The 21959-nt window shown below is 61.5% G+C and carries 22 protein-coding genes; 9 read left to right on the forward strand and 13 right to left on the reverse strand.

Going from position 1 to position 21959, the window contains the following annotated elements:
- Positions 1-97: 97 nt before the first annotated feature.
- The 3 genes from AB4O25_RS14040 to AB4O25_RS14050 all read right to left on the reverse strand — a co-directional run bounded on the left by AB4O25_RS14040 (position 98) and on the right by AB4O25_RS14050 (position 2498).
- Positions 98-994 (reverse strand): LysR family transcriptional regulator, encoded by an 897-nt coding sequence (locus AB4O25_RS14040; protein WP_017531141.1) that lies wholly within the window; start codon positions 992-994, stop codon positions 98-100.
- A 30-nt stretch (positions 995-1024) separates the two neighbouring features.
- Positions 1025-1615 carry an NADPH:quinone oxidoreductase MdaB gene (locus AB4O25_RS14045; protein ID WP_017531142.1) on the reverse strand — a complete coding sequence of 197 codons (591 nt, stop codon included), beginning with the start codon at positions 1613-1615 and terminating at the stop codon, positions 1025-1027.
- A 118-nt stretch (positions 1616-1733) separates the two neighbouring features.
- Positions 1734-2498 carry a sulfite exporter TauE/SafE family protein gene (locus AB4O25_RS14050; protein ID WP_068933582.1) on the reverse strand — a complete coding sequence of 255 codons (765 nt, stop codon included), beginning with the start codon at positions 2496-2498 and terminating at the stop codon, positions 1734-1736.
- Between the two features lie 190 nt (positions 2499-2688).
- Here AB4O25_RS14050 and AB4O25_RS14055 point away from each other — a divergent pair, with 190 nt between their 5' ends.
- Positions 2689-3585, forward strand: coding sequence for a LysR family transcriptional regulator (locus tag AB4O25_RS14055; protein WP_017531064.1), 897 nt, complete (start codon positions 2689-2691; stop codon positions 3583-3585).
- On the opposite strand, the gene AB4O25_RS14060 is transcribed toward AB4O25_RS14055, so the two are convergent.
- Complete coding sequence (locus AB4O25_RS14060) at positions 3531-4937, reverse strand: amino acid permease (protein WP_065876576.1); 1407 nt, start codon at positions 4935-4937, stop codon at positions 3531-3533. The two genes, AB4O25_RS14055 and AB4O25_RS14060, sit on opposite strands and share 55 nt — an antisense overlap.
- 67 nt (positions 4938-5004) lie before the next feature.
- A complete protein-coding gene (kynU, locus tag AB4O25_RS14065) occupies positions 5005-6255 on the reverse strand; it encodes a kynureninase (protein ID WP_223496617.1) in 1251 nt (416 codons plus the stop codon).
- Between the two features lie 144 nt (positions 6256-6399).
- Between kynU and AB4O25_RS14070 the strand changes: the two genes are divergently transcribed.
- Positions 6400-6873 carry an Lrp/AsnC family transcriptional regulator gene (locus AB4O25_RS14070; RefSeq protein WP_017531067.1) on the forward strand — a complete coding sequence of 158 codons (474 nt, stop codon included), beginning with the start codon at positions 6400-6402 and terminating at the stop codon, positions 6871-6873.
- A gap of 138 nt (positions 6874-7011) precedes the next feature.
- On the opposite strand, the gene catA is transcribed toward AB4O25_RS14070, so the two are convergent.
- Genes catA through AB4O25_RS14085 form a run of 3 tightly spaced genes read right to left on the reverse strand, consistent with a single transcriptional unit; the run spans position 7012 to position 9413 of the window.
- Positions 7012-7941, reverse strand: a complete 930-nt coding sequence (gene catA / locus AB4O25_RS14075) for a catechol 1,2-dioxygenase (protein WP_017531068.1) — start codon at positions 7939-7941, stop codon at positions 7012-7014.
- A 41-nt stretch (positions 7942-7982) separates the two neighbouring features.
- Complete coding sequence (gene catC / locus AB4O25_RS14080) at positions 7983-8273, reverse strand: muconolactone Delta-isomerase (RefSeq protein WP_017531069.1); 291 nt, start codon at positions 8271-8273, stop codon at positions 7983-7985.
- Between the two features lie 12 nt (positions 8274-8285).
- On the reverse strand, positions 8286-9413 hold the full coding sequence (locus AB4O25_RS14085; RefSeq protein WP_017531070.1) for a muconate cycloisomerase family protein: 1128 nt from the start codon (positions 9411-9413) through the stop codon (positions 8286-8288).
- A gap of 114 nt (positions 9414-9527) precedes the next feature.
- On the opposite strand from AB4O25_RS14085, the gene AB4O25_RS14090 reads away from it, so the two are divergent.
- Positions 9528-10403, forward strand: a complete 876-nt coding sequence (locus AB4O25_RS14090) for a LysR family transcriptional regulator (RefSeq protein WP_065876578.1) — start codon at positions 9528-9530, stop codon at positions 10401-10403.
- A 48-nt stretch (positions 10404-10451) separates the two neighbouring features.
- Here the strand turns inward: AB4O25_RS14090 and AB4O25_RS14095 are convergent, their stop codons facing one another.
- A complete protein-coding gene (locus tag AB4O25_RS14095; protein ID WP_460149675.1) occupies positions 10452-11444 on the reverse strand; it encodes an AraC family transcriptional regulator in 993 nt (330 codons plus the stop codon).
- A 314-nt stretch (positions 11445-11758) separates the two neighbouring features.
- Between AB4O25_RS14095 and antA the strand changes: the two genes are divergently transcribed.
- The 4 genes from antA (at position 11759) to AB4O25_RS14115 (ending at position 16158) form a co-directional block, all read left to right on the forward strand.
- Positions 11759-13150, forward strand: coding sequence for an anthranilate 1,2-dioxygenase large subunit (antA, locus tag AB4O25_RS14100; RefSeq protein ID WP_017531073.1), 1392 nt, complete (start codon positions 11759-11761; stop codon positions 13148-13150).
- Positions 13150-13641 carry an anthranilate 1,2-dioxygenase small subunit gene (gene antB / locus AB4O25_RS14105; RefSeq protein WP_460149676.1) on the forward strand — a complete coding sequence of 164 codons (492 nt, stop codon included), beginning with the start codon at positions 13150-13152 and terminating at the stop codon, positions 13639-13641. Before antA ends, antB begins: the two co-directional genes overlap by 1 nt.
- A 35-nt stretch (positions 13642-13676) precedes the next feature.
- Positions 13677-14684, forward strand: a complete 1008-nt coding sequence (gene antC / locus AB4O25_RS14110; RefSeq protein WP_460149677.1) for an anthranilate 1,2-dioxygenase electron transfer component AntC — start codon at positions 13677-13679, stop codon at positions 14682-14684.
- A gap of 70 nt (positions 14685-14754) precedes the next feature.
- Positions 14755-16158: an amino acid permease gene (locus AB4O25_RS14115; protein ID WP_065876579.1), complete on the forward strand. Its 1404-nt coding sequence runs from the start codon at positions 14755-14757 to the stop codon at positions 16156-16158.
- 45 nt (positions 16159-16203) lie between these two features.
- Here the strand turns inward: AB4O25_RS14115 and kynA are convergent, their stop codons facing one another.
- A complete protein-coding gene (gene kynA, locus AB4O25_RS14120; protein ID WP_017531077.1) occupies positions 16204-17061 on the reverse strand; it encodes a tryptophan 2,3-dioxygenase in 858 nt (285 codons plus the stop codon).
- Entirely contained in the window at positions 17058-17708 is a 651-nt protein-coding gene (kynB, locus tag AB4O25_RS14125; RefSeq protein WP_065876581.1) for an arylformamidase, read from the reverse strand. Before kynB ends, kynA begins: the two co-directional genes overlap by 4 nt.
- 298 nt (positions 17709-18006) lie before the next feature.
- Here kynB and AB4O25_RS14130 point away from each other — a divergent pair, with 298 nt between their 5' ends.
- Positions 18007-18351, forward strand: coding sequence for a cupin domain-containing protein (locus AB4O25_RS14130; protein ID WP_017531079.1), 345 nt, complete (start codon positions 18007-18009; stop codon positions 18349-18351).
- Positions 18352-18404: 53 nt separating this feature from the next.
- Here AB4O25_RS14130 and mmsB read toward each other — a convergent pair whose 3' ends face one another.
- Both mmsB and AB4O25_RS14140 read right to left on the reverse strand, forming a co-directional pair.
- On the reverse strand, positions 18405-19292 hold the full coding sequence (gene mmsB / locus AB4O25_RS14135) for a 3-hydroxyisobutyrate dehydrogenase (protein ID WP_017531080.1): 888 nt from the start codon (positions 19290-19292) through the stop codon (positions 18405-18407).
- A 14-nt stretch (positions 19293-19306) separates the two neighbouring features.
- Positions 19307-20824, reverse strand: a complete 1518-nt coding sequence (locus AB4O25_RS14140) for a CoA-acylating methylmalonate-semialdehyde dehydrogenase (protein ID WP_017531081.1) — start codon at positions 20822-20824, stop codon at positions 19307-19309.
- 131 nt (positions 20825-20955) lie between these two features.
- On the opposite strand from AB4O25_RS14140, the gene AB4O25_RS14145 reads away from it, so the two are divergent.
- Entirely contained in the window at positions 20956-21903 is a 948-nt protein-coding gene (locus AB4O25_RS14145) for a LysR family transcriptional regulator (RefSeq protein WP_017531082.1), read from the forward strand.
- Positions 21904-21959: the final 56 nt, after the last annotated feature.

Here is a 21959-nt window from a genome sequence, read left to right on the forward strand (position 1 = left end):
ACCAGGGAATTGCGGGGGATTAGGCGGGGAATGGTACGAAATTGCAGCGGGTGGGGCCAGTAATGTGTAACAACAGATGAACCCGGTAGCCGCCCATTCAGCAGGCATACCGCGCCAACTTGGCCTGGATAAAGTCCAGGAAGCACTGGATCCGCAACGCCAACTGCGAGTTGCGATAGAACACCGCATGGATCGGCTGGCGATAGCCACTGTTGAACGCCTCCAGCACCGGCACCAGGCGCCCGGCGTCGATGTCGGCGCTGGTCATGAAGTTCGACAGGCAACAAATGCCCTGCCCTTCCAGCGCCAACTGACGCAGGGTTTCACCGCTGGACGCAGCAATACCCGGTTCGATCAGCCAGCGGTCGCCCTCCCCATGGCGCAACGGCCAGTGGTTGAGGGTTTCGGTGTGGGTGAAGCCAAGCAACGTGTGTTCCGCCAGTTCGGCAACGGCCTGCGGTGCGCCGTACTGCTTGAGGTAACCGGGGCTGGCGAGGATGTGCAACGGGGTGCAGCCAAGTGAGCGTGCGTGCAGGGTGGAATCCGCCAGGGCACCGATGCGAATGGCGATGTCGGTGCTTTGCTCAAGCAGGTCGATGATCAGGTCATCGCTGTTCAGCTCCAGCTGGATATCCGGGTAGAGGCTGCGAAACTCGGCGATGTACGGCACGATCCCATGCAGCATGAATGGCACGGCAGCGTTGATGCGCAAGCGCCCGGCGGGGTTCTGGCGGCGCGATGACATGCGCTCTTGCAGCTCATCCATCTGCGCCAGGATCAGCTTGGCCTGCTCGAAAAAGTACTTGCCCTCCTCGGTCAGGTCCATGCGCCGTGTGGTGCGGTTGATCAGCGTGGTGTCGAGCTTGGCTTCCAGACGCGACAACGTGCGGCTGACCGCCGAGGGCGTCTGCCCGACCTGCTCCGCCGCAGCGGAAATCGAGCCGCACTCGATCACGCTGACGAAGGTCTGTAGCTCATCGGATCGGGCTTTCATGGGCGGTCCTCGGTGTCGGTTGCGCGCAGCTTACACCGAGAGGCTGAACACCTGCGCCAGATGCTGCTCGTAGCGCGCCACGTCGGCCTCGATCGCCGGGCGTTTCATCACGTCCACGCAGAGGAAGGTCGGCAGGCGGCGCATGCCGAGGAACTCATTGGCCTTGTGGAACGGGAAGTACACCGCATCCACGCCCTTGGCCTCGAAGAAATCGCTCGGATCGTCGAAGGCTTGCTGCGGTGCATTCCAGGTCAGCGAGAGCATGTACTGCTTGCCCTGAATAAGACCGCCACTGCCGTACTTCTGCGAGGCATCGGAACGCGTACGACCGTCGCTGGCATACAGGCTGCCGTGGCCTTCGGTGAAGACTTCGTCGATGTATTTCTTGACGATCCACGGTGCGCCCATCCACCAGCCGGGCATCTGGTAGATGATCACGTCGGCCCAGAGAAACTTGGCGACCTCTTCAGCCACGTCGTAGCCCTGGTCGATGTGCGTGACCTTGACGTCGACGCCGCCACGGTCCAGCACGGCCAACGCGGCATCATGCAGGGTGTTGTTGTAGCGGCCATCGGAGTGGGCGAACTTTTTGCCGCCGTTGAGCAGGAGTACTTTTTTCATGGGAGGGCATCCAGAAGGTTGAAATGTCTGGACGCAGACTATCGACCTCAGCCCCTGGGAATAAGCCGCCACGCGGCAAAATACCTTTGACCAAAAAGCACGAATACCCAGCGCATTGTTAACCGCTGATCAGCAGATGCCCGCCCAACAGTGCCATGCCGATAAAAAACAGGCGCTTGAACAGCACCGCACTGATGCGCTGGCGCAGTGCCTGGCCCAGCCACATGCCCAACAGCGCCGGCACCAGCGCCAGCAGCGAGGCGCTGATTTCACCCGTGCCCAGCATGCCGCGCCAGGCCAACCCCGCCGCCAGCGCCAGCGTCGACACGCTGAACGACAGCCCCAACGCCTGCACCAGTTGATCGCGATTCAAGCCCAGCGCTTGCAGGTACGGCACCGCAGGAATCACAAACACCCCGGTCGTTGAGGTGATCACGCCAGTGACCAGCCCACACAGCGGGGCCAGCCAGCGCTCGGTTTCAGGCTTGACCCTGAAGGCGGGCAGGAACAACCCGCTCAGCGCGTACAACAGCAGTGCCCCGCCCAGCGCCCGCACCACCCAACGCCCGCCATCCATGCCCAGCCACACCGTGCCAAGCCCCGTGCCGAGGAAAATCAGCACGAGCATTGGCCACAGCCGCTTGAGCAAGCCACTCAGGTGGCCGCCGAATGCCAGTTGCCACAGGTTGGTCACCGTTGACGGAATGATCAGCAACGCCGCAGCCTGCGCCGGCAGCATAGCCAGGCCGAGCAGGCCCATTGCGACGGTCGGCAAGCCCAGGCCGATCACACCCTTGACGGTGCCGGCCAGCAGGAAGGTGCCGATCACCAGCAAAGTCAGGGCGGGGCCGAGGTTTTGGTAGAGCGCGAGGAAGGTATTCATGGGGCGATTGTGCGGGTTTGGAGCTGGGCTGGATATTCGCCATATACTGAGGCAGCCTCTTGTTTTATGTGAGGCTGAGGGCCTCATCGGGGGCAAGCCCCCCTCCCACATTTGAATGTATTCGCAAATCAACATGTGGGAAGGGGCTTGCCCCCGATGAGGCCAGTAACGCCATTCGAGAACCCCAGCCATGCACTTTGACCTGATCGACCTGCGCCTATACCTGCACACCCTCGACACCGGCAATATCACCGCCGGCGCCGGCCGCAGCCATTTATCCCTGGCCGCCGCCAGCGCCCGCATTCGCGCCATGGAAGCGTCGCTGGGCATCGAGTTGCTGGCGCGCGGTCGCCGTGGCGTCACGCCAACCGCCGCGGGCAAGGCGCTGGCCCGCCACGCGCGTCTGCTGCTGCAACAGGCCGACCATTTGCAACAGGACCTGGCCGAGTACGCCAAGGGCATCAAAGGCCAGGTGCGCCTGCTGTGCAACACCACGGCGCTGACGGAATACCTGCCGGAACTGCTGGCGGACTTTCTGTGCGAACACCCCAACCTTGAGATCGACCTGCAGGAGTTGCCCAGCCTGCGTATCACCCAGGCCCTGCGCCAGGGCACGGCGGACCTGGGGATTATTTCCGACGCCGTCGACACCCATGGCTTGCAGACATTGCCCTTTCGCGATGACCCGCTGGTGCTGATCCTGCCCCTGGAGCATCCCCTGGCGAATAAAACGGTGAGTTTTATCGACAGCCTGTCACACGATTACGTCGGCCTGGCCGCCCACAGTGCACTCGCGTCGTACCTGGAGGAACAAGCGCTGCACGCCGGCTTTCGCTTGCAGACGCGCGTCCGTGCCGAGGGGTTTGAGGGGGTGATTCGCATGGTCGCCCGGGGCGCGGGCCTGGGCATCGTGCCCCAGGCGGCACTGGACCGCTGGCCGTTGCAACGCGCCTTCACGGCCCAGCCTCTGCAAGAAGGCTGGGCCTGCCGCCAGTTGTTGCTCTGCGCGCGTTCGTTCGAGCAGTTGCCGGGTTACGCCAAAGCCTTGTTCGAGGCCTTGGCCCTGCCCTTGCGGAAAAACCCGTAATACACCGCGCTCAGAATCAACAGGAACGGCACGCCAAAGACCAAGGTCATCCTGAACGCGTCGGTGAAATACGTGGTGATCATCACCGCGCCCATCAGCACCAGGCCCAGCAGCGTACTGTAGGGAAACAGGCGCAGCTCGAAGGACAACTTCGCCCCGCCATGGCGCTTGCGATAGCGGCGGAAGAACAGGTGCGTGAGAAAGATCATGAACCAGGTGAAGATCGCGCCAAACATCGAGATCGCCATCATCAGGGTGAACGAGCTTTGCGGGTACAGCACGTTGAGCAAGGTCGCCAGCGCAATGCCCGAGCTGGACAGCAGCAACGCGTTCAACGGGATGCCGCTCTTGGTCAGGGCGCCCATGGACTTGGGCGCAAAGCCGGCGCGGGACAAGCTGAACATCATGCGCGTGGTGATGTAGAGCTGGCTGTTCATCGCCGACAACGCGGCAATCAGGATCACGAAGTTCATCACCCCGGTAGCGCCGGGAATGCCGATGGTCTGCATCACCGTGACGAACGGGCTCTGGGCCTGACCGGCCTGGTTCCACGGCACGATGGCCAGCATCAGCGCCAGGGTCAGCAGGTAAAACACCACCAGGCGCACGATGGTGGCGCGAAAGGCCTTCTTCACGGCCTGCTCCGGGTCGGCGGCTTCACCGGCGGCCACGGCAATCATTTCGACGCTGAGGTAGCTGAAGATCGATACGATCACCGCGATCCACATGCCGCTCAACCCATGCGGGAAAAAACCGCCGTGAGCCGTGTAGTGATGCACGCCGTATTCCGGGTTGCCGGAACCGAACACCACGTACACCGCCAGGATGATGAAGCCGACAATCGCGCTGATCTTGATGGTGGAGAACCAGTATTCAAAATTGCCGAAGGTCTTCACGCTGATGGCGTTGAGCACAATCAGCACACTGGAAAACGCCACGATCCACACCCACTCCGGCACGTTGGCGAACCAGTACTTCATGTACATCGCCACCGCCGTGACCTCGGCGCCCACCGCCAGCACAATCGCCGCCCAGTACGCATAACGCACCAGGAACCCGGCGAGTGGGCTTATGTAGAACTCGGCGTACGCGCCAAACGACCCCGAGGTGGAATGCGCCACCGTCATCTCCGCCAGGCAGCCCATCAATAGCAAGGTGATCAATGCGCCGATGGCGTAGCTCACCAGCACGCTGGGCCCGGCATAGCCGATGGCATAGGCACTGCCCATGAACAGCCCGGTGCCGATGGCGCCACCGATGGCGATCATGCTCATCTGGCCAGAAGTGAGCTGGCGCCTCAGGCCCAGTTCGCGGTGGGTGATTTCTGCAAAGCCTTGGTCTGGCGTGGTCACGTTGGTGTGCCTCTTTATTATTGTGATTGCACTGTTTGGATATTGGCGCCGATCCCCTGTGTCTAATTCAGGTGACGCTGTGGCGCACTTTGAACTGCGGTTGGTCCCAGGTGCTTTCATCGAGGATTTCACCGAGGATTTCCACCGCGTCCCACACCTCACTGAAACGGGTGTAGAGCGGCGTAAACCCAAAGCGCATGATGCGCGGCTCGCGGTAATCGCCGATCACCCCGCGCGCGATCAGCGCCTGGATCACCGCATAACCTTCAGGATGTTCGAAGCTCACATGGCTGCCGCGCCGGGCGTGTTCACGCGGGGTGATCAGCACAAGACCATGGGCGGCGCAACGCGCTTCGACCAACGCGATAAACAGGTCCGTCAACGCCAGGGATTTACGGCGCAGGCTGGCCATGTCGGTCTGTTCAAAAATCTGCAGCCCGCACTCGACCATGGCCAGCGAAGTGATCGGCTGGGTACCGCACAGGTAGCGGGCGATGCCGGCACTCGGCGCGTAGTTGGACTCCATGGCGAACTGCCGGGTATGCCCGAACCAGCCCGACAGCGGCTGACGCACCTGGTCGACCAACGCCGGGTTGACCCATACGAACGCCTGGGAACCGGGCCCGCCGTTGAGGTATTTGTAGGTACAGCCAATGGCGTAATCCGCCCCGGCGGCGCGCAGGTCGATAGGCACCGCGCCAGCCGAATGCGCCAGGTCCCAGATGCTCAGGGCGCCGCACTCATGGCTCAGGGCAGTGAGCGCCTGCATGTCGTACATGTAGCCGGTTTTGTAGTTGACGTGGGTAAGCATCACCACCGCCACGTCGGCGTCGATCGCCTGGGGCAGTTCGTCCGGGCTGTTCACCAGACGCAGGCAATAGCCCTGTTGCAGCAGCTCGGCCAGGCCTTCGGCGATGTACAGGTCGGTGGGAAAGTTGCTCGCTTCGCTGACGATCACCTTGCGCGCGGGTTCGCGTTCGCGCTGCACGGTCAAGGCGGCGCTGAGTACTTTGAACAGGTTGATCGACGTGGTATCGGTGATCGCCACTTCGCCCGCACCCGCGCCGATCAGGGGGGCCAGGCGATTGCCCAGGCGCAGCGACAGGTCGGCCCAGCCGGCGCTGTTCCAACTGCGGATCAAGCCATTGCCCCACTCCTCGGCGATCACCTGTTGCGCCCGCGCCAGCGAGGCCACCGGGCGCGCGCCGAGGGAGTTACCGTCGAGGTAGATCACCCCCGCCGGCAGCGCGAACTGATCGCGCAGAGGCGCCAGCGGGTCCTGGGCGTCGAGGGTTTGGCAATGGCTTCGGGAGGTCATGACAGGTCCTGGTTCTTATCAGTGAAGACGAAGCAAATAATGAACGAAGATTTGCAGAATTTTCGTGCAAAGTGGTGGGCAACAAGCTAATTAAGCTGTAGGAAATTCGAATTTAACACCTAAACACGCGGATTTATTCTAACCATGATTCTCGACGCCACCGACCTGCGCCTCCTGCATTTCCTGCAACAGGATGGCCGTATCAGCAACCAGGAACTGGCGGAAAAAGTCGCGCTGTCTCCCTCCGCCTGCCTGCGCCGTTTGCGCCTGCTGGAGAGCGAGGGAGTCATCAGCGGTTACCGCGCGGTGTTGAATGCCGAGCAACTGGGCATCGAGCTGGAAGCCATCGTGCACCTGTCGTTACGCCAGGATGTCGAGGACTGGCACGAAACGTTCATCAAGAAAGTGCAAGGCTGGCCGGAGGTGGCCAGCGCCTATGTGATCACCGGCGCGAGCAACTACGTGCTGCGGGTGCAGGCGAGGAACCTCAAGCATTTTTCGGACTTTATCGTGAACCACCTGAACCGCACGGCGGGGGTGATGGATATACGGTCGGAGATCGTGTTGCAGAAGATCAAGGATCGCGATGAGGTGCTGGATCTGGTCGTACGCAAATAGCGACAGCAACAAAGATCAAATGTGTGTGGGGCTTGCTCCCGATAACGGCGGATCAGTAGACATTTAAGTGACTGACACGCTGCTATCGGGAGCAAGTCGAATCGTCGCACCGCCCCTCCCACATTTTGACCGCGCTTATCAGTCTTCGAGGGCTCGCACTCGCTGCATGCGTTTCTGTTCCAGCGGTGCATCAGCCACCTGCAGCTCAAAATCAAAATCAATCTGCGCGAGGCGCCCTTGCACCCCAAACTCCCGCGCCAGTTGCTGGTCGTCACTGAAGCGGATCTCGGCGATCAATTCATCGCGTGTCGCATACGCAAAGTCGTCGTGCAGGTAGGGGTCGTCCGACAGGTTGATCTGCGTGGTCAGGTGCCGATAGCCCGGCGCCGAGATGAAGAAGTGGATATGCGCCGGCCGCTGCCCATGGCGCCCCAGTTGGTCGAGCAACTGCTGGGTCGGACCGGTCGGCGGGCAGCCGTAGCCCGACGGCACGATGCTGCGAAAACGGTAGTTGCCCTGGGCATCGGTCTGGATACGGCGGCGCAGGTTGAACTCCGATTGAGTGCCATCGAACCAGGAATAAGTGCCGCCGGTATTGGCCTGCCACACATCGACAATCGCGCCGGCCAACGGTTTGCCATTGGTATCGCGCACCTGGCCGCGCATGAACAGCGGCACTGCGGCGTCGGTCCCATCATCCAAGCGCGCTTCGTACTGGGAGAGTGGCGCGCCGGCTACGTACAGCGGGCCTTCGATGGTGCGCGGAGTGCCGCCGGTCTTGCCGGCCTCTTCATCGGCGGCATCCATCAACATGTCCAGGTAATGCTCCAGGCCCAGCCCGGCGACGAGTAGCCCGGCCTCTTGGTTCTTGCCCAGTTCGTTGAGGTAGTTGACTGCCTTCCAGAACTCTTCGGGCGTCACCTCCAGGTCTTCGATGATGTTCACGGTGTCGCGCAATATGCGGTAGATCAGCGCCTTGGTGCGCGGGTTACCGCCGTCATTAAGGTTGCCGCTGGCTTCTTCGAGAAACTGTTGGGCATGGGCAGTCTGGGACAGTCGAATGGACATGGTGCACTCCTCATCTTGTAGTTATCAGGTGTAGGACCGGCTTAACGGTCGTCCTCATGGATCGACGAAGGGTGGCGGCACAGGGCGTTCACTTCGATGGCCATGTAAGGGTAAAGCGGCAGTTGCATCAGCAGGTCATGCAGTTCCTGCACGCTATCGACATCGAACACGCTGTAGTTGGCGTAAAGCCCGGCAATGCGCCACAGGTGGCGCCATTTGCCCTCCTGTTGCAACCGCTGGGCAAGCGCTTTTTCGTCGGCCTTGAGGTGGGCGGCGCGCTCGGGGTTCATGTCGACGGGCAGGTTCACAGTCATTTTTACGTGGAACAGCATGGCGGGCGCCTCTTAGTGTTTATCACGGCGGAAGAACGCCAGGCGCTCTTCGTCGATGGCCAGGCCCAGGCCCGGCGCGGTGGAGACATGCAGATGGAAATCGCGGTACACCAGCGGCTCGGTGAGGATGTCTTCGGTGAGCAAAAGCGGGCCGAACAGCTCGGTATCCCAAGCCAGTTTGTTCAGGGTCAGGAAGGCGTGGGCCGAGGCCAGGGTGCCGATACCGCCCTCCAGCATGGTGCCGCCGTACAGGCCGATACCCGCCGCTTCGGCAATGGCCGCCGTGCGCAATACGGCACGCGGGCCGCCATTCTTGGCGATCTTGAGCGCAAACACCGAGGCCGCACCGTCACGGGCCAGGTTGAAGGCATCTTCGACACACTCGATGGACTCATCGGCCATGATCGGCGCCGGGCTCGACAGGTTCAGCCGCGCCATGCCGCCACGGTTGTTGCGCGAGATCGGCTGCTCGATCAGGTCGATGCCGTTATCGCCCAGCACCTTGCACGCCCGCAGCGCCACGGCTTCGTCCCAGGCCTGGTTGACGTCGACGCGCACACTGGCGCGCTCGCCCAGGGCCTTCTTGATCGCGATGACGTGGGCCAGGTCGCGGCTCACTTCACCGGCACCGATCTTCAGTTTGAAGATACGGTGGCGGCGCAGGTCGAGCATCTTCTCGGCTTCGGCGATGTCTTGTTCGGTATTGCCGCTGGCCAGGGTCCAGGCCACCGGCAAGGCGTCTCGCACACGGCCGCCGAGCAGTTCGCTCACGGGAAGATTCAGGCGTTTGCCCAATGCGTCGAGCAAGGCGCTTTCCACGCCGGACTTGGCAAAGGTATTGCCGCGGATACTGCGCTCCAAGCGCAACATGGCGGCGTTGATATTGCTGGCGTCCTGGCCGACCAACAGCGGTGCAAAGTGCCGGTCGATGTTGATCTTGATGCTGTCGGGGCTTTCGTTGCCGTAGCTCAGGCCACCAATGGTGGTGGACTCGCCGATGCCTTCGATGCCATCGGCGCAGCGAATGCGGATGATCACCAGCGTCTGGTTTTGCAGGGTGTGCATCGCCAGCTTGTGCGGGCGGATGGTGGGGAGGTCGACGATAATCGTCTCGATCGACTCGATGGCGCAAATCGGCATGGCAATACCCGTTGGGTTCTTTATAGGTCTGCGCTGATTCTGTGCCCGTGCTTTCCAAGCAGCCAATATAGAATTAGTCTCGAACAATACTTTTAAGGTATCAAAGGAGCCGTCATGGAACTGCGTCACCTGCGCTACTTCCAGGTGTTGGGCGAAACCCTCAACTTCACCCGCGCCGCCGAACGCCTGCATATCGCCCAGCCGCCGTTGAGCCGGCAGATCCAGCAATTGGAAGAGGAACTGGGCGTGGTCCTGCTGGAACGTGGCCGGCCCTTGCGGCTGACCGAGGCCGGGCGATTCTTCTATGAGCATGCCAATGTGTTGCTCGAACAGTTGAACAAAATCTGCGACAGCACGCGGCGTATCGGCCAGGGCGAAAAAACCTGGCTGGGCATCGGTTTTGCGCCGTCGACGCTGTATGGCGTGCTGCCCGAGCTGATCCGACGGCTGCGTACCCACGAGGCGCTGGAGTTGGAGTTGGGCCTGTCGGAAATGACCACGTTGCAGCAGGTCGACGCACTCAAGGCCGGGCGCATCGATGTGGGTTTTGGGCGGATCCGCATCGACGACCCGGCCATCGTGCAACGCGTGCTGGTGGAGGACCGGTTGGTGGCCGTGTTGCCCGCCGGTCACCCGTTGCTCGCCGCGCCCGCCACCCTCGCCCAATTGGCCGCCGAGCCGTTCGTGCTGTACCCCGGCAATCCGCGCCCCAGCTATGCCGACCACGTGATCGCACTGTTCGACGCCCATGGCTTGAGCCTCAAGGTGGCGCAGTGGACCAACGAACTGCAAACCGCCATCGGCCTGGTCGGCGCGGGCATGGGCGTAACGCTGGTGCCCGCGTCGGTGCAGGTGCTGCATCGGGCGGATATCGGCTACACGCCCGTGGTGGAGGCCACGGCGACGTCGCCGATTATTCTGAGCCGAAGGGTGAATGATCAGTCGCCGGGGGTGAGGCATTGTTTGCAGTTGGTTGAAGAGCTGATCTGAGTTCATTCAAACGCCAAGCCCCCTCCCACATTTTGATCTTCATTGCTTTCAAAGACTGCGCAGGCGCTTGCGCTGCAACGTCTGGCTGGGGGATTCATCGAACAGCTTTCTGTACTCTGCCGAAAACCGCCCCAGGTGGGTAAACCCCCAGCCCAGGGCGATCTCGGAGATGGTGCTCGTGCAGCCCTGTTCAAGAATGTCCTGGCGCACCCCCACCAGTCGGTATTTCTTCACGTAGGCCATGGGCGACAGCGCGAAGTACTTGCGGAACGCATCGAACAACTTGAACCGCGACACGCCCGCAGCCGCTTCCAGGTCTTCCAGATGCACCGGCTCGCGGGCGTTGTCGTGAATGTATTGGCGCGCCCGAATCAAGTAATGCGGCAGTTTCACGCCGAGGACAGCGCGCAGTTCTTCGGAATAGTTGTTCGGCTGGGCCAGGATCAGGCCCTTGATCAGCGAGCTTTCCAGGTCGCGGGTAAACGCGGCCTGTTCGTATAACTCGCTGCTGCGTTCCAGCTCGGCGATGAAGTAGCGCGCCATGCGCCACCACGAGGCCGGCGCGCCGTCCACCGCATCCATCACCGGTTCAAAGCGCAGCGGCGCATCGATGGGCCGTTGCAGCAGACCTTCCAGGGATTCACTCATCGCCGCCCGGGTGATCACCACTTGCAGCTTGCGACAGTCACCGGAAATCGCCAGCACCTGGTGCTCGTTGGGCGCGATGATGACCCCTTGATCGCGGTTGGAACTGAGGCGCTCGCCGTTCTTGCAGAGTTCCTGCTCGCCCACCAGCGGCAGGCTCAGGCTGTAGCTGCTGAAGTGCTCGGCGTCTTCGATGTCGATGGTCACGTCGGTGCCGTATTCGATCACGCCCAGGGTGGTCGCGCGGGACTTGAATACGTTGGCGCTGTGATGAAAACGCAGGCGTTCCGGCGTACTTGTCGCCAGGCGGTGCGGCCCGCAGATGCCGGACATCCAGCGGCAAGCGCCTTCAAGGTCGAAGCGTTGAATACTGATATCGCGTGTCTGGCTACTCATCAGGGGGCACCCACGGCGGTTAGGCGTTTGCGCGCTCTGGCGGCGCGTCATGGTTGTTGGACAGCAAGTTCCACGCCACGCGGCGCGGGGGCAACCAGGTGGATAGCAACGGCCGACTATGTGGATAAAACACAGACGTTTCCCACAATCGCCCAGCGGGACGGTAGCGCATTGCGTCACCGCGCCGCACCGTTATGAGTATTTGCTGCCCAACTTTGCGGCCCATCTTCCCCCATTAAGCGGATAGCCCGCGCCCTGCCCGGCTGCCTCTAATACCCCACCCGATCAGCCCCTATCAAATAAAGGTGCCTCCCATGAGTGGTGCAAGAAGCGTCGAGCAGTGGAAGAGCTTTATCGAAAGCTGCCTGGATTTTCGTCCGGCCGATGAGGTGTTCCGCATCGCCCGCGACATGTTCACCGAGCCTGCGCTGTTTGACCTGGAGATGGAATTGATCTTCGAGAAGAACTGGATCTACGCCTGCCACGAAAGCGAACTGGCCAATAACCATGACTTTGTGACAATGCGCGCCGGGCGCCAGCCGATGATCATCACCCGCGACGGCGAGGGCCGCCTGAATGCGTTGATCAACGCCTGCCAGCATCGCGGCACCACCCTCACCCGCGTCGGCAAGGGCAACCAGTCCACCTTCACCTGCCCCTTCCATGCCTGGTGCTACAAGAGCGATGGCCGGCTGGTGAAGGTCAAGGCGCCGGGGGAATACCCGGAAGGCTTCGACAAGGCCACGCGCGGCCTGAAAAAGGCGCGCATCGAGAGCTACAAGGGCTTTGTGTTCATCAGCCTGGACGTGAACGGCACCGACAGCCTGGAAGACTTCCTCGGCGACGCCAAAGTGTTCTTCGACATGATGGTCGCGCAGTCCGCCACTGGCGAGCTGGAAGTGCTGCCGGGTAAATCCGCCTACACCTACGACGGCAACTGGAAGCTGCAGAACGAAAACGGCCTGGACGGTTATCACGTCAGCACCGTGCACTACAACTACGTGGCCACGGTGCAGCATCGCCAACAGGTGAATACCGAGAACGGCACGGCCTCGGGCACCACGTTGGACTACAGCAAACTCGGCGCGGGCGATGCGAATACCGACGACGGCTGGTTCGCCTTCAACAATGGCCACAGTGTGCTGTTCAGCGACATGCCCAACCCCAGCGTGCGCTCCGGCTACGCCACCATCATGCCGCGCCTGGTGGAAGAACACGGCCAGCAAAAAGCCGAATGGATGATGCACCGCCTGCGCAACCTGAACATCTACCCCAGCTTGTTTTTTCTCGACCAGATCAGCTCGCAGCTGCGCATCATCCGCCCGGTGGCGTGGAACAAGACCGAGATCATCAGCCAGTGCCTGGGGGTGAAGAACGAGTCGGACGCCGACCGCGAAAACCGGATTCGCCAGTTCGAAGATTTCTTCAACGTCTCGGGCATGGGCACGCCGGATGACCTGGTGGAATTTCGTGAAGCCCAGCGCGGTTTCCAGGGCCGCCTGGAGCGCTGGAGCGACATCTCGCGCGGCAGCCACCGTTGGGCCACCGGGCCGACGCCCAACAGCGAAGCCATCGGTATTCAACCGGCCATGACCGGCACCGAATTCACCCACGAAGGGCTGTACGTCAACCAGCACCGCAACTGGCAACAGTTCCTGCTCAAGGGCCTGGACAAACAAGCGCTGACACTGCGGGAGGTGGAATGATGAACGCCGAGTTGCAATACCGGATCGAGCAGTTTTTTTATCGTAAATCCGAGCTGTGCGACGCCCAGGACTGGGACGCCTATGTGCAGCTGTTCGACCCGCTGAGCGAGTTCCACCTGCCGCAGTGGGACTCGGAACACGCGTACACCCGTGACCCCAAGCGCGAGATGTCATTGATCTATTACGCCAACCGTTCCGGCCTGGAAGATCGCGTGTTTCGCTTGCGCACCGGCAAGGCCGCGTCGGCCACGCCGATGCCACGCACGGTGCACCTGATCAACAACGTGCGCATCGCCGAGCAAGCCGGCGGCACGCTGGAAGTGAAGCTGAACTGGCACACGTTGTTCTATCGGCTGGCGACCTCGGAGCAGTTTTACGGGCAGGCCACTTACACATTAAAGCCCGATGGCGACAGCTGGTTGATCACGCGCAAGCATGCCTTGCTGCTCAACGACACCATCAATTCGGTGCTGGATTTCTATCACCTCTGACCGCGGCTGTTGCACGTTTGTACGGAGTTCAACCCATGAATCACAAAGTTGCCTTCAGTTTTGCCGACGGCAAGACCCTGTTTTTCCCGGTGGGCGCCAATGAGATCCTGCTGGATGCCGCACTGCGCAACGGCATCAAGATCCCGCTGGACTGCCGCGAGGGCGTATGCGGCACCTGTCAGGGCCGTTGCGAATCCGGCGAATACACCCAGGATTACGTGGACGACGAAGCGCTTTCCAGCCTCGACCTGCAACAGCGCAAAATGCTCAGTTGCCAGACCCGGGTGAAGTCCGACGCCACGTTCTACTTCGACTTTGATTCGAGCCTGTGCAACGCGCCTGGGCCGGCGCAGGTGCGCGGCACGTTGAGCGCAATGCAGTTGGTATCGGCCAGTACCGCGATCCTGCAGGTGCAATTGGACGCACCGCTGGATTTTCTGCCGGGCCAATATGCGCGGCTGGCGGTGCCGGGCACATCCAGTTGGCGCTCGTACTCCTTCGCCAATCGGCCGGGTAATCAAGTGCAATTCCTGATCCGCCTGCTGCCGGACGGGGTCATGAGCAACTATCTGCGTGAACGTTGCCAGGTCGGCGACGAGCTGCTGATGGAGGCGCCTTTGGGTGCGTTCTACCTGCGCCACGTCACTCAGCCGTTGGTGCTGGTGGCCGGCGGCACCGGCTTGTCGGCAATGCTGGGCATGCTCGACGAACTGGTCGCCTCAGGCTGCGAGCAACCTGTGCACCTCTATTACGGCGTACGCGGCGCCGAGGACTTATGCGAGGCCGCGCGCATCGCCGCCTACGCCTCGACACTGGCGGGTTTTCGCTACACCGAGGTGCTCAGCGACGCCTCACCCGAGTGGGCCGGCAAGCGCGGTTACCTCACCGAACATGTTGACCTGGCTCCCTTGCGCGACAGTTCGGCGGATATGTACGTGTGCGGCCCCCCGCCGATGGTTGAATCCATCCAACAATGGTTGGCGGATCAGGCACTTGATAGCGTTCAGCTGTATTACGAAAAGTTTACGCAGAGTAATATCTGACCCCTCAGCACTGAGGGGCTGGTGTGGCGTGCAATCAACCCCAAGAAAAACAAAGTAAAAGGGAACCTTAATGGCGGATGACATGGTTAACCCGGTGGGCCTCAAGCGTGGCCTGAAGAACCGGCATATTCAGTTGATCGCCTTGGGAGGGGCGATTGGTACGGGGTTGTTCCTCGGCTCGGCCGGGGTACTCAAGTCGGCGGGGCCGTCGATGATCCTCGGTTACGCGATTGCCGGTTTCATTGCGTTCCTGATCATGCGCCAGCTCGGTGAGATGATCGTCGAAGAGCCGGTGGCCGGGTCCTTCAGCCATTTCGCGCATAAATATTGGGGCGGCTACGCGGGCTTTCTGGCGGGCTGGAACTACTGGGTGCTGTACGTGCTGGTGGGCATGGCCGAATTGACGGCCGTGGGCAAATACATCCAGTTCTGGTGGCCTGAAATCCCGACCTGGGTCAGCGCGCTGGTGTTCTTTGTCGCGGTGAACCTGATCAACACGCTGAATGTGAAGTTCTTCGGCGAGACCGAGTTCTGGTTCGCGATCATCAAGGTCGTGGCGATCGTCGGCATGATCGTGCTCGGCTGCTACCTGCTGTTCAGCGGTACCGGCGGCCCGCAGGCGTCCATCAGCAACCTGTGGAGCCACGGCGGGTTCTTCCCCAATGGCGGCATGGGGCTGTTGATGTCGATGGCGTTCATCATGTTCTCGTTCGGTGGCCTGGAGCTGGTGGGCATCACCGCCGCCGAAGCCAGCGAACCGCGCAAGGTGATCCCCAAGGCGATCAACCAGGTGGTGTACCGGATCCTGATTTTCTACGTCGGTGCCCTGACCGTGCTGCTGTCGCTGTACCCATGGGACCAACTGCTGCAAACCCTCGGCGCCTCGGGCGACGCCTACAGCGGCAGCCCGTTTGTGCAGATCTTCTCGCTGATCGGCAACGACACCGCCGCGCACATCCTCAACTTCGTGGTGCTGACCGCGGCGCTGTCGGTGTACAACAGCGGCGTGTACTGCAATAGCCGCATGCTGTTCGGCCTGGCCGAACAGGGCGATGCGCCCAAGGCACTGATGAAGCTCAACAAGCAGGGCGTACCGCTGCGGGCGCTGGCGATTTCGGCATTGGTGACGATGCTGTGCGTGGTGGTCAACTACGTCGCGCCGCAAAGCGCCCTGGAATTGCTGTTTGCGCTGGTGGTTGCCTCACTGATGATCAACTGGGCGCTGATCAGCATCACCCACATCAAGTTCCGCAAGGCCATGGGCGAGCAAGGCGTGACGCCGTCGTTCAAGACCTTCTGGTTCCCGTTCAGCAACTACCTGTGCCTGGCGTTCATGCTGATGATCATCAGCGTGATGCTGGCGATCCCGGGCATCCGCGAGTCGGTGTATGCGATGCCGATTTGGGTGGGGGTTATCTATATGGCCTACCGGTTGCGCACGAATAAGGCGAAAGCGGTAGCCGCAGCGCAGTAATACCCATGTGGGAGGGGGCTTGCTCCCTCCCACATTTGATTGCGTTTACAGAGTAGAGCGTACTCGCCACAGTTCGGGGAACAACACCGTGTCGAGCATCTTGCGCAGATACCCCACGCCTTCGGTACCACCGGTGCCTGGCTGGAAGCCAATAATCCGCTCCACCGTGGTCACATGCCGAAAACGCCACTGGCGGAACGAATCTTCCAGGTCGATAAACTTCTCGGCCAACTGATACAAATCCCAATACCGGTTCGGATCGCGATACACCTCGCGCCACGCCGCCTCCACCGACTCATCATGCACCGTGGCCGCCGTCGGGTCGCGCTCGGCACGCTTCGGATCAATCGCCAGGCCCGCCTTGATCATCAGGTTGATCGCCTCGTCATACAGCGACGGCGTGGCAATCGCCACTTGCAGCTGTTGCAGCAGCTCCGGGCGATGGGCGTGCGGACGCAGCAGCGCTGGGCTTTTGTTACCGAGGATAAATTCGATCTCGCGGTACTGGAACGACTGGAACCCCGACGACTGCCCCAGGAACGGGCGGATCGCCTTGTACTCGGACGGCGTCATGGTCGCCAGCACCGCCCAGGCATGTACCAATTGATCAAAGATGCGCGAGACCCGCGCCAGCATCTTGAACGCCGGCGGCAACTCGCCCAGGCGCACATGTTCGCGGGCGGCCTTGAGTTCGTGGAGCATCAGTTTCATCCACAGCTCGGAGGTCTGGTGCTGGATGATGAAGAGCATTTCGTTGTGGTCCGGCGACAGCGGGTGCTGGGCACTGAGCACTTTGCCCAGGTCCAGATAGTCGCCATAGCTCATGGACTCGGAAAAATTCAGTTCGGCGTTATGCCATTCTTCCGGGGGTTGGTAATCGGCAGAGAAGGGACATTGGCTCATCGCGTGGGCTCCAGAAGCGGGCGCAGGATTGCGCGGACGGGGCTGGCGTCGAGGTTGGCAAAGCGCAGCGGCAGGGCGATCAACTCGTAGTCGCCCTCCGGCACGTCATCAAGCACGATGCCTTCAAGAATCGCCATGCCATGACGGGCCACGGCGTTGTGGGAATCCATGGTCTTGGACTGCTGCGGGTCCAGGGACGGGGTATCGATGCCGATCAAGCGCACGCCCAGGCTGGCGAGCAGCTCGATGGTTTGCGGCGCGATGGCGGTGAAGTTTGAATCCCACTCGGTCAGCGGCGCTTGTGGATAAGTGCGCAACAGCACACGTTCCGGCAAGTTATCCACACGCCCTTGCAACTGATGCGGCTGCACCAGCGCGCCGCTGTCCAGGCAATGCAGCACGCGACAAGGCCCCATGTACACATCCAGCGACACTTCGCCGATCGGCGCACCGTCGGCGCTGTAATGCAGCGGCGCATCCACATGGGCGCCGGTGTGCGGCGACAGGGTAATGCGCCCTACATTCACCGGGCACTCGGGGCCGAACTGCCACACGCGTTCTTCCTGGAACGGCGTATCACCCGGCCACGTCGGGGTCGCCGTACTCAAGGGCGGGCTGATATCCCACCACGTTTTTATTGGGTTCATTTGCAGGCTCTCGGCGGTTACTGAAGTGAATGATACGAGGGCCTGTCGTGAATTTTCTTGCGAATTCTGGCGCAGAGCGGGAAATCTTTCGCAGTTACTGCGAGGAAATGCCTGGTTTACGCTCGAAAGTGCCGCCCAACCACAGGGGAGCTGCCACCAAAGCCCCCACATTGTCCTCGCTGTGCCAGTAGAACCGTATGCGCCTGCGCTTCTGGGTATCCCAGTGTCGAGTTCAGACCACCGGCCCCGCGCCCAAGGCTTTAGGGTGCTTCTTTTAATTCCCTGCCTCGGAGTCATCATGCCCAAGCCCATCACTGTATTGCGCGACACCCATCCCCTGCCGGTCCTGGACGCCTGCAAATGGGAAAAGCTCGAAGGCGACCCGCACACCGTCAACCTCAATGCCTACACCAGCGAAGACGGCAGCAAGATCATGGGCACGTGGATCTGCACCCCGGGCAAGTGGTATGTGGACTACGTGAAGTGGGAATACTGCCACTTCCAGGAAGGCTACTGCATCATCACCCCTGAAGGGATGGCGCCGATCCACCTGCGGGCTGGGGATATCTTTGTGGTGGAGCCGGGGATGAAGGGAACGTGGGAAGTGGTCGAAACGGTGCGTAAGTATTTTGTGTTTGCCTGAAGCTGTTTTGTAGTGAGCGGGCTTGCCACCGCAAGCCCGCTCACCACAACGGGTTATTTGGGCTTGCGATAGCTGTTGATGATCGCCGAGAAGTCCTTGCCCCCCTCCCCGCGCTGGCTCATCGATTGATACAACTGCTGGGCCACCGCGCCGAGAATCACCGGTTGCCTGGCTTGGCGCGCCGCTTCGGTGGCCAGCCCCAGGTCCTTGAGCATCAAGTCCGCGCCGAACCCGCCGGTATAGCCGCGCGATGACGGCGCGGTTTCAATCACGCCCGGCCATGGGTTGTAGGTGTCGGAGCTCCAGCAACGCCCGGTGGAGCTGTTGATGATGCCGGCCAGCACCTGGGTGTCGATACCCAGCGCGTCGCCCAGCGCCATGGCTTCGCTGACGCCGACCATGCTGATGCCCAGCAGCAGGTTGTTGCAGATCTTGGCGATCTGCCCGGTGCCCACATCACCGCAATGCACGATGTTACGACCCATCTGCGCCAGCACCGGTTGCAGGGTGGCGAACAGTTCCGGGGTGGCGCCGACCATGAAGGTCAGGGTGCCGGCTTGTGCCCCGCCGGTACCGCCGGAGACCGGTGCGTCGGCCATCACTACACCGTGTTTGGCGGCAGCCGCCGCCACCTCGCGCGCGGTTTGCGGGTCGATGGTGCTGCAATCCACCGCCGGCACGCCCTTGCCGATACCGGCGAGTACGCCATCTTCGTTCAACCAGACGCTGCGCACATGGGCGGCGGCCGGCAGCATGGTAATGACCAGCTCGGCGCCACTGGCCGCATCACGCGGTGAGTCGCTGATGCGGCCGCCCAGTTCGGCGAGTTCCTTGAGCACGGCCTGGTTCAGGTCGAACAGGTTCAGCGCATGGCCGGCCTTGATCAGGTTGCGGGCCATGGGCGCGCCCATGTTGCCCAGGCCGATAAATGCAATTTTCATGGTCGTCTCCAAAATCAGCGCAGGTTGATGGTGGTGTTGACGCCATCGTTGACCGTGTCGTCATCGAACCAGCGGCTGGTGACGGTTTTGGTCTGGGTATAGAACTGCACCACTTGCTTGCCGTAAGGGCCGAGGTCGCCGAGCTTGGAGCCACGCGAGCCGGTAAAGCTGAAGAACGGCACCGGCACCGGGATCGGAATGTTGATGCCGACCTGGCCTACGTCGATCTCGCTCTGGAACTTGCGCGCCGCCGCCCCACTCTGGGTGAACAGACCGGTGCCGTTGCCGAACGGGTTGGCGTTGACCAGCGCAATGGCCTGGTCGAGGGTGTCGACTTCCAGCACCACCAGCACCGGGCCGAAGATTTCCTGGGTGTAGATCTGCATGTCCGTGGTCACGCCCGAGAACAGGGTCGGGCCGACGAAGTTGCCTTGCTCGAAGCCCGGCACTTGAATGTCACGGCCGTCCAGCTCCAGCTTGGCGCCTTCTTTGACGCCGCTTTCGATCAGCTCCAGGATGCGCGCTTTGGCGCGCTTGGAGATCACCGGGCCCACATCGGTGCCGGCTTCGCTGCCCGCGTTGACCTTGAGTTTCTGCGCCAGCGCCTTGAGGTCCGGCAGCCATTGCTTGGCGGCGCCCACCAGCACCACCACCGAGGTGGCCATGCAGCGCTGGCCCGCCGCGCCGAAACCGGCTCCCACCAAGGCGTTGAGCGTGTGTTCGCGATTGGCATCCGGCAGCACCACCGCGTGGTTCTTCGCGCCCATCATCGACTGCACGCGCTTGCCGTGTTTGCCGGCCAGGTCATAGACGTGAGTGCCGACCGCCGTCGAACCGACGAAGGAGACGGCCTTGATGTCTTTGTGGGTACAGAGCGCATCCACCACGTCCTTGCCGCCATGCACCACGTTGAGCACGCCGGCCGGTACACCGGCTTCCAGCGCCAGCTCCACCAGCAGCAGGGTCGACAGCGGGTCCTGCTCGGATGGCTTGAGGACGAAGGTGTTACCGCAGGCGATGGCCATCGGGAACATCCACAGCGGGATCATCGCCGGGAAGTTGAACGGGGTGATGCCGGCGCACACGCCGATGGGCTGGCGCAGGGTATAGGTGTCGACCCCGCCCGCGACGTTCTCGGCGAACTCGCCCATTTGCAGGGTGCCAATGGAACAGGCGTGTTCCACCACTTCCAGGCCACGGAAAATATCGCCCTCGGCGTCGGCAATAGTCTTGCCCTGCTCGGCGCTGAGGACGACGGCGATACGTTTGGAATGTTCACGGATCAAGGCTTGCAGCTTGAGCATGATGCGCATGCGTGCGCCGATCGGCGTGAGCTTCCAGGTCTGGAAGGCGCGATGGGCGGCGTCGATGGCGGCGTTGACTTCCTCGGCCGTGGCAAACGGGACTTTGGCCAGTACCTGCTGGGTGGCCGGGTTGACGATGTCTTGCCAGTGGGTGGTCTTGGACTCGACCCACTCGCCATTGATCAGCAATTTGACCTGTTGTACGGAAATATCGGCAGATGCGTTCATGGGGTCTCCAACTCTTATATTTATCTAGAGACAAGGCGCTTGAATCGCCTTGAAGAATGAGGCGTTCGGACTGTTTTTGGAGTATAGATGTGCAAATCTCTAATAAGAACGCACATAAAAGCCGGTCCAATATGCAAAAAAACATCACATCACTGGGTTCCCTGAACTGGGATGACCTGAAGTTTTTCCTCGAAGTGGCGCGCACCCGCAAGGCCAGCGTCGCCGCCAAGCGCCTGGCGGTGGACTACACCACCGTGTCGCGGCGCATCAGTTCACTGGAAGTGTCGCTCGGCACGCTGCTGTTCGAAAAATCCCGGACCAACGGCTTCGTGCTCACCGCCGAAGGCCAGCGTTTGCTGGGCTACGCCGAGTCCATCGAAAGCACCCTGCACATGGCCTGCGAGCAAGTCTCCGGCTCTGGCGTGGCGCTGTCCGGGCATGTGCGCATGGGGTGCACCGAGGGCTTCGGCAGTTTCTTTGTTACCCCGCAGTTGAGCCACTTCGTCGACACCTACCCGGCGATTTCGGTAGACATCCTGCCCCTGCCCCACTTCATCAGCCTGTCCAAGCGCGAAGCCGACATCGTCATCGCCCTGGAACGCCCGGAACACGGGCCCTATGTGTGCTGCAAACTGTGCGACTACAAATTGCAGTTGTACGCCACCCAGGGCTACCTCGACCAACATCCCCCCATCCAACGCCCGGCGGATTTGGCCGAGCATCCGTTTATCAGCTACGTGGACGACTTGGCGTTCAGCTCGGAGTTGCTGTACCTGGCGAACGTGGTGCCCGGCGCCAGCGCCAGCCTGCGCAGTACCAGCGTAATCGCGCAATACGTGGCGGCGCAGCAGGGCCGGTCGATGGCGATACTGCCGTGCTTTCTGGCGGCGCAGGACCCGCGGTTATTGCCGGTGCTGGGGGAGCAGATTGCGATTACCAGACAGTTTTGGATGTATTGCCGCGAGGATCTGAGGAAGTTGAAGCGCATTACGTTGCTGTGGGATTACATCCGCGAGGTGACGGAGCAGAACCAGGGGTTGTTGATGGGGGAGACGCGGGAGATGAGGTTTGCAGATTGAAGGCCAGCATTCGGCGGTTGAAATGTGGGAGGGGCTTGCCGCCGATAGCAGTGTGT

Source organism: Pseudomonas sp. S3_A03 (assembly GCF_054668275.1).

Coding starts and splice junctions, on each gene's coding strand:
- AB4O25_RS14040 (WP_017531141.1), bottom strand. CDS start 994: ATGAAAGCCCGATCCGATGAGCTACAGACCTTCGTCAGCGTGATCGAG.
- AB4O25_RS14045 (WP_017531142.1), bottom strand. CDS start 1,615: ATGAAAAAAGTACTCCTGCTCAACGGCGGCAAAAAGTTCGCCCACTCC.
- AB4O25_RS14050 (WP_068933582.1), bottom strand. CDS start 2,498: ATGAATACCTTCCTCGCGCTCTACCAAAACCTCGGCCCCGCCCTGACT.
- AB4O25_RS14055 (WP_017531064.1), top strand. CDS start 2,689: ATGCACTTTGACCTGATCGACCTGCGCCTATACCTGCACACCCTCGAC.
- kynU (WP_223496617.1), bottom strand. CDS start 6,255: ATGACCTCCCGAAGCCATTGCCAAACCCTCGACGCCCAGGACCCGCTG.
- AB4O25_RS14070 (WP_017531067.1), top strand. CDS start 6,400: ATGATTCTCGACGCCACCGACCTGCGCCTCCTGCATTTCCTGCAACAG.
- catA (WP_017531068.1), bottom strand. CDS start 7,941: ATGTCCATTCGACTGTCCCAGACTGCCCATGCCCAACAGTTTCTCGAA.
- catC (WP_017531069.1), bottom strand. CDS start 8,273: ATGCTGTTCCACGTAAAAATGACTGTGAACCTGCCCGTCGACATGAAC.
- AB4O25_RS14085 (WP_017531070.1), bottom strand. CDS start 9,413: ATGCCGATTTGCGCCATCGAGTCGATCGAGACGATTATCGTCGACCTC.
- AB4O25_RS14090 (WP_065876578.1), top strand. CDS start 9,528: ATGGAACTGCGTCACCTGCGCTACTTCCAGGTGTTGGGCGAAACCCTC.
- AB4O25_RS14095 (WP_460149675.1), bottom strand. CDS start 11,444: ATGAGTAGCCAGACACGCGATATCAGTATTCAACGCTTCGACCTTGAA.
- antA (WP_017531073.1), top strand. CDS start 11,759: ATGAGTGGTGCAAGAAGCGTCGAGCAGTGGAAGAGCTTTATCGAAAGC.
- antB (WP_460149676.1), top strand. CDS start 13,150: ATGAACGCCGAGTTGCAATACCGGATCGAGCAGTTTTTTTATCGTAAA.
- antC (WP_460149677.1), top strand. CDS start 13,677: ATGAATCACAAAGTTGCCTTCAGTTTTGCCGACGGCAAGACCCTGTTT.
- AB4O25_RS14115 (WP_065876579.1), top strand. CDS start 14,755: ATGGCGGATGACATGGTTAACCCGGTGGGCCTCAAGCGTGGCCTGAAG.
- kynA (WP_017531077.1), bottom strand. CDS start 17,061: ATGAGCCAATGTCCCTTCTCTGCCGATTACCAACCCCCGGAAGAATGG.
- kynB (WP_065876581.1), bottom strand. CDS start 17,708: ATGAACCCAATAAAAACGTGGTGGGATATCAGCCCGCCCTTGAGTACG.
- AB4O25_RS14130 (WP_017531079.1), top strand. CDS start 18,007: ATGCCCAAGCCCATCACTGTATTGCGCGACACCCATCCCCTGCCGGTC.
- mmsB (WP_017531080.1), bottom strand. CDS start 19,292: ATGAAAATTGCATTTATCGGCCTGGGCAACATGGGCGCGCCCATGGCC.
- AB4O25_RS14140 (WP_017531081.1), bottom strand. CDS start 20,824: ATGAACGCATCTGCCGATATTTCCGTACAACAGGTCAAATTGCTGATC.
- AB4O25_RS14145 (WP_017531082.1), top strand. CDS start 20,956: ATGCAAAAAAACATCACATCACTGGGTTCCCTGAACTGGGATGACCTG.